The organism is Anaerotignum lactatifermentans DSM 14214 (assembly GCF_900142265.1).
Classification (GTDB): Bacteria; Bacillota; Clostridia; order Lachnospirales; family Anaerotignaceae; genus Anaerotignum; species Anaerotignum lactatifermentans.
In genome coordinates, this window is the sequence record NZ_FRAH01000085.1 from 1 (window position 1) to 12,422 (window position 12,422).

The 12,422-nt window shown below is 43.5% G+C and carries 9 protein-coding genes, 1 pseudogene, 1 riboswitch and 1 other annotated feature; of the genes and pseudogenes, 3 read left to right on the plus strand and 7 right to left on the minus strand.

The annotated features are described in order from the left end of the window. A pseudogene (locus tag BUB35_RS20165) lies at positions 1-137 on the plus strand (IS256 family transposase); the annotation flags it as partial. A 202-nt stretch (positions 138-339) separates the two neighbouring features. Here BUB35_RS20165 and BUB35_RS15940 read toward each other — a convergent pair. Genes BUB35_RS15940 through BUB35_RS15960 form a run of 5 tightly spaced genes read right to left on the minus strand, consistent with a single transcriptional unit; the run spans position 340 to position 4,479 of the window. Next, entirely contained in the window at positions 340-1,209 is an 870-nt protein-coding gene (locus tag BUB35_RS15940; RefSeq protein WP_072853361.1) for a restriction endonuclease, read from the minus strand. 54 nt (positions 1,210-1,263) lie between these two features. Beyond that, positions 1,264-2,640 carry a 23S rRNA (uracil(1939)-C(5))-methyltransferase RlmD gene (gene rlmD, locus BUB35_RS15945; RefSeq protein ID WP_072853363.1) on the minus strand — a complete coding sequence of 459 codons (1,377 nt, stop codon included), beginning with the start codon at positions 2,638-2,640 and terminating at the stop codon, positions 1,264-1,266. Beyond that, positions 2,637-3,239: a CRISPR-associated protein Cas4 gene (locus BUB35_RS15950; RefSeq protein ID WP_072853365.1), complete on the minus strand. Its 603-nt coding sequence runs from the start codon at positions 3,237-3,239 to the stop codon at positions 2,637-2,639. The genes rlmD and BUB35_RS15950 overlap by 4 nt, the downstream gene beginning before the upstream one ends. Continuing rightward, a complete protein-coding gene (locus BUB35_RS15955; RefSeq protein ID WP_072853367.1) occupies positions 3,232-3,522 on the minus strand; it encodes a PD-(D/E)XK nuclease family protein in 291 nt (96 codons plus the stop codon). The genes BUB35_RS15950 and BUB35_RS15955 overlap by 8 nt, the downstream gene beginning before the upstream one ends. 12 nt (positions 3,523-3,534) lie before the next feature. Beyond that, positions 3,535-4,479 (minus strand): 3'-5' exoribonuclease YhaM family protein, encoded by a 945-nt coding sequence (locus BUB35_RS15960; protein ID WP_072853369.1) that lies wholly within the window; start codon positions 4,477-4,479, stop codon positions 3,535-3,537. 196 nt (positions 4,480-4,675) lie between these two features. Here BUB35_RS15960 and BUB35_RS15965 point away from each other — a divergent pair, with 196 nt between their 5' ends. Both BUB35_RS15965 and BUB35_RS15970 read left to right on the plus strand, forming a co-directional pair. After that, on the plus strand, positions 4,676-5,836 hold the full coding sequence (locus BUB35_RS15965) for a copper amine oxidase N-terminal domain-containing protein (protein ID WP_072853371.1): 1,161 nt from the start codon (positions 4,676-4,678) through the stop codon (positions 5,834-5,836). Between the two features lie 331 nt (positions 5,837-6,167). Then, the gene (locus BUB35_RS15970; protein ID WP_072853373.1) at positions 6,168-6,614 is read left to right on the plus strand and encodes a hypothetical protein; all 447 of its coding nucleotides are present in this window, start codon (positions 6,168-6,170) and stop codon (positions 6,612-6,614) included. Between the two features lie 87 nt (positions 6,615-6,701). Here BUB35_RS15970 and BUB35_RS15975 read toward each other — a convergent pair whose 3' ends face one another. Next, on the minus strand, positions 6,702-8,087 hold the full coding sequence (locus BUB35_RS15975) for a TrpB-like pyridoxal phosphate-dependent enzyme (RefSeq protein WP_072853375.1): 1,386 nt from the start codon (positions 8,085-8,087) through the stop codon (positions 6,702-6,704). A 68-nt stretch (positions 8,088-8,155) separates the two neighbouring features. Continuing rightward, positions 8,156-8,391: a binding site (T-box leader), on the minus strand. Positions 8,392-8,466: 75 nt separating this feature from the next. Then, a complete protein-coding gene (mgtA, locus tag BUB35_RS15980; RefSeq protein WP_072853377.1) occupies positions 8,467-11,184 on the minus strand; it encodes a magnesium-translocating P-type ATPase in 2,718 nt (905 codons plus the stop codon). A gap of 525 nt (positions 11,185-11,709) precedes the next feature. Next, positions 11,710-11,872: riboswitch (M-box (ykoK) riboswitch) on the minus strand. Positions 11,873-12,422 lie beyond the last annotated feature (550 nt).

Here is a 12,422-nt window from a genome sequence, read left to right on the forward strand (position 1 = left end):
CAAGCGATACAGCATTGCTGAAAGCCCTGTATCTGGCTACCTTTGAAGCCACAAAAAAATGGACAACCACCATCCGGAACTGGGGTCAGGTCTACGGAGAATTAAGTATTATGTATGAAGGACGGCTTCCAGAATAAAAAGAACAGATTGGTTAAAACAGGCGGAAAAGCCGCCTGTTATTGACATGCCATCTTTTGGATGGTATATATAAAACAAAGGTGGAGTGCTTCATTTCAAAGCATTCCACCCAGTCTTATCATAGAAGAATCTTATTTACAGACTTTTCTTCATACCCTCCTTTTTTATTATGAGAAGGATATAAATGACGAAATACCGAGATTAAATAGATAAGAACCATGCTTCGTCAATGATATAATCATTGACTGGAGCAACACCTAATTGTAACTCTTTTAATTTTTCCACTAATTCGTCTCCATCGATTAAATCAATGGGTGCCGCACCTGCTCTATTAGCTTCTTCAATAGCAGGTGCCGAAAATTTGCCGGTTGTAATAAATAGACCTTTATCTGCCCTTCCTTGCATTGCACCTCTAAAATCTCGAATTTCTCCTGCGGAAACAGAACCGGTATATCGTTTACATTGAAATAGCATATGAAAACTGATTATTCCATTAAGTTTGACAATTCCCATGCCGTCTATTCCGCCATCTCCGGTCTTTCCTGTTACTTTAACTTGTGTGAAACCAGATTCTCTTAATAATCTTTGAGTTAGTCGTTCAAAAGCATCTGGTTTTAGATTTAATAAGATATTTTTTAATTTTTCACGCCATGATTGTATTTCATCAGGTGTGTCTACACCATCATTTTCTAAATCATTGTCTTCAAAATTGATGCTTTGGATATCTTTGGTTTTTAAAAAAGTCATTTCTCGAACTTTTCTCACAATTTCATCAGGGTTGATCTTTTGTAATTCTCGCCCGCTTGTAGTTAAAGACCATACTCCGCGAGAAGAGTTTTCTAAGATACCAACTTTTTTCATATATGTTCTTGTCCATGCTAAGCGATATTCAATTTCTGTTTTGCTGCTATTACTATGCATTATTTCTTGAACTTCTGGAGTTAGTTTTAAAATTTCTATTGTTTTATCATCGATTTCTCTAATGGTACCAGATCCACCTAATTCTTTCATTGCTTGAAATAATTCACACATCATATCGTTAAAAGCGGGTACTTCTAAAGAGCTTTTCATTTTTATTCACCTGTTATTATAATTATTAACGAACAATATTTTTTAGCTAAGCTTTCAATTATTTGTTTTGTTATGAGACAGCAAAACAACAGTTTCTACATGCACCGTATGAGGGAACATATCCACCACCTGTACCTTTTCGATGGTATAGCCTTTGGGGCAGAGATATGCCAAATCCCTTGCCAATGTGGCAGAATCACAGGATACATAAACCACTTTCTTCGGAGAGATAGCAGCAATGGTATCCAGCAGGACACTGTCACAGCCTTTCCGAGGAGGGTCTACCACGACCACATCAGCAGTGATGCCTTTCTCCTCATAAAGTCTGGGAATCACATCTTCTGCGGCACCAACGGCAAAATCTGCGTTGTTCATGCCGTTAAGAGCAGCATTTCTTTTGGCGTCAGCAATGGCTTCCGGTACGATTTCTACGCCGAAAACATGTTTTGCTTTCTGGGCAAAGAACAAGGAAATGGTGCCGATGCCGCAGTACAAATCCAGTACTGTTTCGTTTCCTTCCAGCTCCGCAAAATCCAGAGCCGTCTGGTAAAGCACCTGTGTCTGCAAAGGATTTACCTGATAGAAGGACAGGGGAGAAATTTCAAACTGTACATCTCCGATATAATCCCGAATGGTTTCTTTACCCCAAAGCACATGGACTTCTGTTCCTAAGATTACATTGGTCTGGTCTGTATTTACATTTAATACGATGGAAGTCATGCCTTCGATTTCCCGCAGGCGTTCTACCAATACATCGCAATGGGGCAGTTTTCTGCCGTTTACCACCAGACAAACCATAATTTCGCCTGTGCGTCTGCCCATACGAGTCAGGATATGACGTACCAGACCGCGATGGATAGTTTCGTCATAAAGGGGAATTTCATATTCCGCCAGAAATGCCCGAATGATTTTTACAATCCGGTCATTTACTTCATTTTGCAGCATACATACGGGCGTGTCGATGATGCGATGGCTGCGTTTGGCATAAAAGCCGATTTCTGGTTCACCGGTTTTTCCGCCCACTGGGAATTGGGCTTTGTTGCGGTAACGCCAAGGTTCTTCCATACCTTTGGCATAGCCTACGGAAATGCCGGAAAAACCACCAATCCGTTCCAGATGGTCTTTGACTTTTTTCGTTTTGAAAGCAAGCTGCCCTTCATAGGAAAGATGCTGCAGCTGACAGCCGCCGCATTTTGCGGCAACAGGACAGGCAGGGGTTACCCGATGGGGGGAAGGTTCTAAGATTTCTAACAGCTTCCCGTAACCAAAATGTTTTTTTGTTTTGACAATGAGGACTTTGATGACCTCTTCCGGCAGAGCACCTTCCACAAAGACGGTGTAACCGTCAATGCGTCCGATGCCTTCGCCATTGGTGCCAATGTCTGTAATGGACATGGTGTAGGTCTGATTTTTCTCAACAGGAAGTTTCATACTTCCCCTCCGTTTCTATGATATTGACCATAGGGACATACAGTGCCGTTGCAGATGCAGTGGCGGCAGGTGATAAAGCTGGCGTTGGGGGTTCCTTCGCCGTCCTCCAACATTTTCCGCATGTCTGCCATGGTTTGTTTCACTTCTTTTCTCAAGTTTCTGGTATTTCGCACATAAAACATATAATCGCTGTATTTCAGCCAACCGTAAGACGGGCGTTTGCCGTAAATATCCTCCAAAAGAAGGAAGTAGGCTGCCAGCTGTAATAAATCTCCTGGATGGGGGAGAGGAGCGTCTTTGATGGCACCGCTTTTCAGTTCTACGGGAACGATAGCACTGCCCAGTCTTTTTTTGAAAATATAGTCTGGTTTTCCCTGTAGATCGTACTTTGCGGAATAGAGCAGTTTTCCAAAGCCTTCACTTTTTTTGCCGGATTGCTTCTGGTCGGCGTAAATCAAAGTAAAGCCAGGCATAATATCTTTTCGGGGTTGTTTTTGCAGATGGGGACGGCGTGTTCGCCAAAGCAGAAGCACTGCCAAGAGAATCAGCAAAAACAGAATGCCAAAAGAAAGCCAGTTTGCAGTGATTTTTTCAAACATGGACATACTGCATTACCCAAAAAATAAGTATCAGCACCAGCAGAGCAAGAAGGGCAATTTTCCCCAAAAGCCGTCGCAGGCGATACTGGCGGTAAAGCTTTCTATGGAAGGCTTCGCCTCGTATAAAATTGGCAGTGGTGGAATCTTCCAGACCAAGTTCTTCCAGATATTCTTTGCGCATACGGCGCAGTTCTGCTCTGCCATATATTTTTTCATAATACCACTGATAAGGGCAGTAGGTATATTTGTTCAGTTCATGTGCGGAAAGGGTTTCCTTTGCCATGGTTCCACCTGCTTATTCGAAGTCGGAACGGCTCAGGTTGCGCTGAAGCATGCGGTTGTAGCCAGCCCAGTGTCCCTGGGTGCTGTCTGCCGCAAGGGCTTCTTCAATCATTTTTGTTTTGGCATCCAGATTGTCTGCACAGTGGAGCAGGAAAGCTTCCGGTGTGGAAGGCAGTTTGGGAGAGCCATATTCGTATTCCCCATGATGGGACAGCATGCAGTGCTTCATGAGGGATTCCAGACGTTTGGGGAAACCATCGATTTTAGCAGCAGCATCCCGAATGAGTTCGGAACCAAGAATCAAATGTCCCAGAAGCTGACCGTCGTCGGTGTAGTCATTGGTAGGAAAGTCGGAAAGTTCCAGCACTTTGCCGACATCATGGAGCATAGCGGATGCCACAAGGATGTCGCGGTTTACATAGTTGTAACGAGGTGCCAGAAAATCACAAAGCTGTGTGACAGACAAGGTGTGTTCCACCAAACCGCCGCGGAAGCTGTGGTGCATAGCTTTTGCTGCGGAATGATATTTGAATTCCTTACTGATGACAGGATGACGCAGGAAGATTTCTTCCAGCAGTTTTTTCAGATAGGGATTTTTCATGGTTTTGATATATCCCATGAGCTGATCATACATTTCATCGATGTTTTTGTCGGTGCTGGGTACAAAATCCGCAGGATCGTATTCCCCTTCGCGGCTGCGGCGGATGCGTTTGACATTGAGCTGCAGTTCATTGTTGAATGTGGTGACAAAAGCATCTACTTTGATAAAGTCGTTTTCCTGAAAGCTCTGGATATCGTTGTTCAGATCCCAGACTTTGGCGTCCACCATACCGGTTTTATCCTGCAATTTCAAAGACAGATAATTTTTGCCGTTGCGGCTTTTCATAGTCTGTCTGCTCTTGCACAGATAATGTTCGATGATGTTTTCACCTTCGTGCAATTCATTGATATATTTCATAAATGTCCTCTCTTTCTATCTCATTCCTAATCTCTTATTATAAAAGAAAACAGACAAAATTACCAGCTTTCCAAAAGTTTTTTCAAATTGGGAACGAAAGGGTGGTTTTTTGCGTCTAAAATGTTAAAAAACCGTAACGGCAAAGAACGGCAAAATATGGTATGATGGAAAAAAGAGATGGTAAGGAGGAATGAACATGAAACAGAAAAAAGTACTTTGTGCAGGGCTTGCGGCGGCAATGCTTATGGGATTGGTTCCCCAGACAGCTCTGGCGGCGGAAAACGATATTTTAGACTATGATTTCCGCACATATGATACAGACGTCAGCGGTGACGGCTGGGACTGGGATGCAAGCGGCAGAATCTTGACCATTGATGGATTGTATGTCAATGCAGATGAAAGCAATACCAATGGCAGAGAAGGTGTCATCTGTCTGCCGGAGGACAGCATTCTCTATCTGGATGGGGACAGTGAAATCAATGTGGATGGATATGGTCTGCATGCCATTTATGCAGAGGGGGATTTGACTGTAAGAGGTAATGACGATTTGGTGGTAAGAACCACAAGCGCTTCTTCCAGCGTTATTTATGTATATCGTGGTGATATCAATCTGGAAGACAATGTTTTTCTGGAAGTTTATCCCGAAGGTCATGTGCTGTATGTGGATGAAGCCAGAGGCAGTGATGGTGTGGTGAATATTTATGATAAGGCAAAAGTTGAAGTTCACGACCCTTATGACGATAACTTCTATATGATGGATACAGATGAACTGGTAAAAGTCACATACCGTTCTCCTGCAAAACCCACAGACGAATGGCTGAATTTCAGCGAAAAATATGATAAGGATTATGAAACCATTACATTCTACAGAAAGACAGTCGTAGATCAGCCGGAAGAACCGGAAGAAACACCGGAGGAACCAGAGGATAAACCCGAAGAAACACCGGCAGAAACCCATGTTTTCCAGATTAAGATTGGGGAAACTTATCTGGTGAAAGATGATGAGGAACGTATCGCACTGGATGCACCTGCATATCTTTCCGAAGATGGTTACACCATGTTGCCTTTACGGGCACTGTTGAATGTTTCCAAAGATGGCGTGCAAATCGACTGGAATCAGAAAGACAAAATTGCAACCATTACTTATGATGATACCACTGTTGTGATTCCTATAGAAGGAACAGACAAAACCGTTACCATCAATGGGGAAGAAACAACACTGGTAACAGCACCTCAAACAGTAAATGATCGCGCATTTCTGTCTCTGCGTGACTGGTGCACTGTGACAGGCATGTCCACAGATGCGCTTCAGTGGGATAGTGCAACAAAAACAGTGACTATGACAGTGGAAAAATAATGGTCCTTGTATAAAAAATACAGCTCCAAAGAGATTGTATCTTTAGGTGTTGGTTTATAAAAACGAAAATAGCTGGAATTCTCATGATGAACTGAACCCCATTTGTTAGACAGTATGATATACTGAATAACAAGTGGGGTGCAGTTCATGATACAAAGGATTCCAGCTATTATTTTTTTGCCGAATTCCTATAAGGAATATTTTCTTATGAAGGCAGTTGTTGAGGGGATTTTTAGAGGGCATAAGTGGAAGCAGTGGCAGAAAAATGGTAAAATAAAACTGATAGAAAGTAAGTAGAAGCGGATTTTGGATTTCGGAAGGGGGCATCGTGTTGGTTCAAAAGATCAAAAGGGGTATCATTGCAGGAATATGTATCATTTTGGCGATATTTTATATATTACAACGCCCTGTACCTATCAATAAAGAGTTGGAAGCGATGGTTTATACAGCAAATCAGGAAGAATGCGCAACATCCATTGTTATTGATGGATCAATCAAGAAGGAACGATTTACAGAAGAAGCTAGTTTTGTTGGGTACTTTAAAATAAACTGTTATCCAAAATCTTATTATGCAGGAACGACGGCAAGAATAGACTGGCATAGTGATGTTGCGCAAAATATACGCTTTATGTGTGCTGGGACAATTTCTACATTAGATATAAAGGACATCGAAATCGATAGAACGATGGATCATATCAAGATTCTTTTACGTGATGGAACAATCATTTCTACAATAAAAGAGGATACTTCGGGTGAACACGGAGTATCCTCTTTTTGAATGATTATAGGTTTGTTCAGAATCAATGTCTGAGAGACCTTGTTCGTATTTGGAATTTCAATATCTATTATGAATAGGTAATGAAAATTAAAATTCATTTCCGGGGAAGCGAGGAATGCCATCGAATCCCTGTTTCAGATCTTCGTCTGTGGGGATATAGTCTGTCATGGTGCCATTATTGAATTTTTCGTATGCAAACATGTCGAAATATCCAGTACCTGTCAGTCCAAAGACGATGGTTTTTTCTTCGCCTGTTTCTTTGCATTTTTTCGCTTCTTCCATGGCTACATAAATAGCATGGGCACTTTCAGGAGCAGGCAAGATGCCTTCTACCCGTGCGAATTCCGTAGCGGCGGCGAAAACGGCTGTCTGTTCCACAGAACGTGCTTCCATAAGCCCATCATGGTAAAGCTGAGAAAGGATGGAACTCATACCGTGATACCGCAGACCGCCTGCGTGGTTGGCAGAAGGAATGAAGTTACTGCCAAGGGTATACATTTTCTGGAGAGGTGTTACCATACCGGTGTCGCAGTAATCATAAGCAAATTTCCCTCTGGTGAGGCTAGGGCAGGAAGCGGGTTCTACAGCGATGATCTGATAATCCCGTTCGCCGCGGAGTTTTTCGCCCATAAAAGGAGAAATCAGACCGCCCAGATTAGAGCCGCCGCCGGCACAGCCGATGATCATATCTGCTTTCACGCCGTATTTATCCAGAGCGGCTTTGGTTTCCAGACCGATGATGGTCTGATGAAGCAATACCTGATTGAGGACGCTGCCCAGTACATAACGGTAGCCATCCTGTTTGGCAGCCATTTCTACGGCTTCAGAAATGGCGCAGCCCAAACTGCCGGAAGTACCCGGATGCTCTGCAAGGATTTTTCTGCCGATTTCTGTTTCCATGGAAGGGGAAGGCGTTACTGCCGCGCCATAAGTGCGCATGACTTCACGGCGGAAAGGCTTCTGCTCGTAGGAGCATTTTACCATATAAACCTGACAGTCCAAACCGAAGTAAGCACATGCCATGGACAGGGCTGTACCCCATTGTCCGGCACCGGTTTCTGTGGTGACGCCTTTCAGTCCCTGTTCCTTTGCATAATAAGCCTGTGCAATGGCGGAATTGAGTTTATGGCTGCCGCTGGTGTTGTTGCCTTCAAATTTATAGTAGATTTTTGCGGGAGTCTGCAATTTTTCTTCCAGACAATAGGCACGCACCAGAGGTGCAGGGCGGTACATTTTATAGAACTTCAAAATGGGTTCGGGAATATCAATATAAGGGGTATCGTTGTCTAATTCCTGTTTTACCAGTTCTTCGCAGAATACCTGACTGAGTTCTTCTGCGGTCATGGGTTTCAGTGTACTGGGATTGAGCAGGGGAGCGGGTTTGTTGTTCATGTCTGCCCGCAGATTATACCACTGTTTCGGCATTTCCTGTTCGTCTAAATAAATTTTGTAAGGGATTTCTTTTGTGTTCATGGTGCATGCTCCTTTCTTTGGTTGATTTTGATTTTTAATAAAAAAACGCCTGTCCCTGACGAAATCGTCAAAGGGACAGGCGTAAAATCCTGCGGTGCCACCCTGATTGGCAGAAAATCTGCCCACTCATGCATACGATCATATGCGTCCTTTGTTAACGAAGGGAGTTCTCCGGCGCACCTACTATTTTCGGTTTGCCCTCAAGAGCCCATTCCCTCATCCCGCTGCTGCTGTGATTCCACCATCCACAGCTCTCTGGAAACAGCTTCCGGAAAAGGTACTTACACTCTTTCTGCGGTTTCTGCTTTTCAAAAGTTATACCATGTCAGAAGGACATTTGTCAATACAAAATTTAAAAAATGTTCTTTTTTTCTGTATATTACAGCAGTTCACCATATTTGCGGATATACAATTTTTTCATGATGGTTGCCAGTGTTACATAAGCAACGATAATGCCTGCCAGCCATGTGAAGTATACGGGAGGCAGTGCTGACAGACCGATATGTGTACCGAAGGGCAGGAAAGGAATGGCTGTCAGTACGGCAATGCCTGTGAATGTCAGCAGTACAACGGGAACGGAAGCACGGCTGCGCAGGAAGGGCAGTTTAGGTGTGCGGATCATGTGAATCACCAGAGTCTGGCTCCACATGGATTCTACAAACCAGCCTGCCTGGAACAGTGCAATAAACATTGTCTGGGATGCGGGGTCAAGGCTGTGGAAGGAACCGCCGCATACAGCAGGACAGATTACGAAGAACATTACCAGATAAGTTACGATGTCAAATACGGAACTGGTAGGCCCAATCCACAGCATGAATTTGCTGACGGAAGAAGCGTCCCATTTCCGAGGTTCTTTCAAAAATTCTGCGTCTACGTTGTCCCAAGGAATTGCAGTGCAGGAGATATCGTAGATCAGGTTCAGCAGAATCAGATGGATGGAAGCCATAGGCAGGAAAGGCAGGAATGCAGATGCTGCCAATACGGAGAACATATTCCCGAAGTTGGAGGAAGCTGTCATTTTGATGTATTTGATCATGTTTGCATAAGTTTTTCTGCCTTCAATGATGCCCTGTTCCAGTACCATCAGGTCTTTTTCCAGCAAAATAACATTTGCGGATTCTTTTGCGATGTCTACGGCAGTATCTACGGAGATACCTACATCGGATGCTTTCATGGCAGCGGCGTCATTGATGCCATCGCCCATGTAACCAACGCTATGACCATTTTCACGGAGCAGTGTTACCACTCTTGCTTTCTGCAGAGGAGAAAGTTTTGCAAAAATGGTGGTGTTTTCTGCTGCTTTTGTCAGTTCTGTGTCTGTCATATCGTCAAGCTGGTCGCCTGTCAGGATACGGTCTACGGACAGACCTACCTGTTTGCAGATATATTTTGTTACTTTTTCATTGTCACCTGTGAGGATTTTTACGGCTACACCGTATTCCTGCAGTGCTTTCACTGCGGCAGCAGTGGTTTCTTTGGGAGGGTCCAGGAATGCCAGATATCCAATGAGAACCATGTTGTTTTCATCTGCTACGGAGAATGCGCCAACAGGAGAGGGATTTGTTTTCTGGGAAATGCCCAGTACACGCATACCGTTGTTGTTCAGGTCGTTTACTTTTGTCAGTACCATTTTTTTCATTTCGTCTGTCAGTTCAACCACTTCACCATGGTATTCTACGAAGGTGGAGATAGACAGCATTTCTTCAATGGCGCCTTTTGTAATCATCTGTGTTTTGCCTTTTTTGTCTGCAACTACGATGCTCATGCGGCGACGTTCAAAGTCGAAGGGGATTTCATCCACTTTTGTATAGTTGTTTTCCAGTACAGCAAAAGCAGGTGTTCTTTCGATGAGAGCGTGAGTACGTTCGATGATGGCTTTATCCATAAGGTTTTTCAGCCCTGTCTGATAGTAGCTGTTCAGGAAAGCGTGACGCAGGATGCGGTCATCTTCTTCGCCCATAACATTCAGGTGATATTCCAGTGCTACCTTGTCTTTTGTCAGTGTGCCGGTTTTGTCTGTGCACAGAACGTCAATGGAACCCAGGTTCTGGATAGCATTCAGGTCTTTGATGATCACTTTCTGACGGCTCATGGCAATGGCGCCTTTTGCCAGACAGGTGGTTACGATCATGGGGAGCATTTCCGGTGTCAGACCAACAGCAATGGAAATGGCAAAGAGGGCTGCATTGAGCCAGTCCCCTTTGGCAAAGCCATTCAGGAACAGTACGATGGGCACCATGATAAGCATGAAGCGAATCAGTACCCAGGAAACGGAGTTTACACCTTTTTCAAAAGAAGTTTTTGCAGGTTTTTCGGACAGATGTTTTGCCATGTCACCCAGCATGGTGTCGTTGCCGGTTGCAATAACAACGCCGGTTGCGCTGCCGCTGATCACATTGCTGCCCATGAAAGCCAGGTTGGATGCTTCTGTAATAGCACCTGTGATTTTCTGTTTCTGAGGCAGTTTTTCTACAGGTTCGCTTTCGCCTGTCAGAGCAGACTGGCTGATAAACAGGTCTTTTGCTGTTACGATGCGCAGATCCGCAGGAATCATATCGCCGGCAGACAGGGTAACGATGTCGCCTACAACGATTTCATCCATGGGGATTTCCTGTGTGCCGTGATGTTTTCTGGTAACGGCTGCAGTTGTATGAATCATAGCAGACAGTTTTGCTGCCGCATTGCCGCTGCGTGTTTCCTGTACAAAACGCAGGATACCGGATACCAGTACCATAACAGTGATGATGATAACGGTTGTGGCATCTTTTTCGCCGGGAGCTGCCCAGATGATTTCTGTGCAGGCGGAAACGATTGCCAGAACAAATAAGATTGCAGTAAAAGGATTGATGAATGCGTTGCAAAGTCTTTTGAAAAGAGATTCTTTTTTACCATGCGTTACATTGTTGTCACCGTGGAGTTCCCGCAGCTGTTCCACTTGTTCGTCTGCCAGACCTTCCTGAGAAGTGCTCAGGGCAGCGAATACATTTTTTCTGGAATTATCTGCGGCAAATTTCAGTCTGTCATTGATCTGATCGCGGCGAACCATGTCTGCTGCGATTTTTGTTTTGAGGATTCTTTCTTTCAATGTTTTTTTCATAGGTCCGTACCTCCATATTCTTAGATTTTTGTGGTTTTGGATTGTACAGACAAAAACAGAGAACGATGATTCAGAGCGGAAGCATGTCCGCAGGAGGACGTTCCTCGCTTTGCCTTCGTTCTGTTGTTTTTGTACTGCTACTGCCTTCTGCGTCCATGCTTCTCACCTCGCTTTTTTGATTGGAATGCTCTATGAAAACCCTGAAATCAGGGGGATTTTCCCGAAAAAAGGGTGCAAAAAAAACACCGCATGAAAACTATGTTTTCAAAATTTTCAAACAGCCCAATAAAAGGGCAGCGGAAAAGCGGTGCAATGCCAATTTTTCGGTCTTATATTTTCAGAAAGAAACTAGATTACGGATACAGATGTCATGCCCATCTGTTCCATAAAACAGTTTGATTGGTTTGCCCGCTGGATGGAGTTGTAATTGTCTGGATGACCTGCGTCCATAATCTCACCTCTTTTTTGCATAAAAAAATCCGTACAAACTCCAACGGTTGTACGGAAAATCAAATGCCATTTTATAAAAAAATGCAACCGTTTCGAGCTTTAGCTCTGCAGGGCGGTGAAACTGCGTTATGCTACACCTTGGTTTCGATGTAACCTGTTCAAACCATCGCATGATGTCTCCATCATTTTGCGGCAGCAGTCCATATCCCTGTAGTAGCCTTACCTACCGGAACTATTCTTTTCGGGTTCATCATACGCCTATAGGAAGGATTTGTCAACGGTTTTTCGAAAAAATTAAGATTTTCCACAGGAAAAGTAGGAAATAGGATGAGTTCTTTCCTAATAAATAAAAAGAAAAATTTGCTTGAAATGCAGAATACAATGTACTTCTAAAAGAACCAAAATAAGTGTTGACAGAAGTGGGAACCGATGGTAATATATATTTCGCTGTCGGAACACAGCGAAAAAGTTCCAAAAAAAATTGAAAATAGTTGTTGACAGATCGGAAACGATGTGATAAAATACTATTTACTGCTGAAACACAGATAAAGCAGCAAAGAAAAAATGAAAAAAGTTCTTGACAAGCGAAAAGCTTTCTGATAAAATATTTTTCGCTGTCAAAACTTGACAGACAAGTTCTTCTCTCCGAAAAGAAAATGTTCGAAAAAAAGAACTTGACAGAAAAATGAAAGAGTGATAAGATATCACTCGCCGCTGAAAAAGCGGCACAGACTGATCCTTGAAAACTAAACAGCAGAAATAAACTTACAACCCATAGTCAATTCGGT

Excerpts from the sequence above, each read along its gene's own strand:
- BUB35_RS15940 (WP_072853361.1), bottom strand. The coding sequence starts at position 1,209 with ATGAAAAGCTCTTTAGAAGTACCCGCTTTTAACGATATGATGTGTGAA.
- rlmD (WP_072853363.1), bottom strand. The coding sequence starts at position 2,640 with ATGAAACTTCCTGTTGAGAAAAATCAGACCTACACCATGTCCATTACA.
- BUB35_RS15950 (WP_072853365.1), bottom strand. The coding sequence starts at position 3,239 with ATGTTTGAAAAAATCACTGCAAACTGGCTTTCTTTTGGCATTCTGTTT.
- BUB35_RS15955 (WP_072853367.1), bottom strand. The coding sequence starts at position 3,522 with ATGGCAAAGGAAACCCTTTCCGCACATGAACTGAACAAATATACCTAC.
- BUB35_RS15960 (WP_072853369.1), bottom strand. The coding sequence starts at position 4,479 with ATGAAATATATCAATGAATTGCACGAAGGTGAAAACATCATCGAACAT.
- BUB35_RS15965 (WP_072853371.1), top strand. The coding sequence starts at position 4,676 with ATGAAACAGAAAAAAGTACTTTGTGCAGGGCTTGCGGCGGCAATGCTT.
- BUB35_RS15975 (WP_072853375.1), bottom strand. The coding sequence starts at position 8,087 with ATGAACACAAAAGAAATCCCTTACAAAATTTATTTAGACGAACAGGAA.
- mgtA (WP_072853377.1), bottom strand. The coding sequence starts at position 11,184 with ATGAAAAAAACATTGAAAGAAAGAATCCTCAAAACAAAAATCGCAGCA.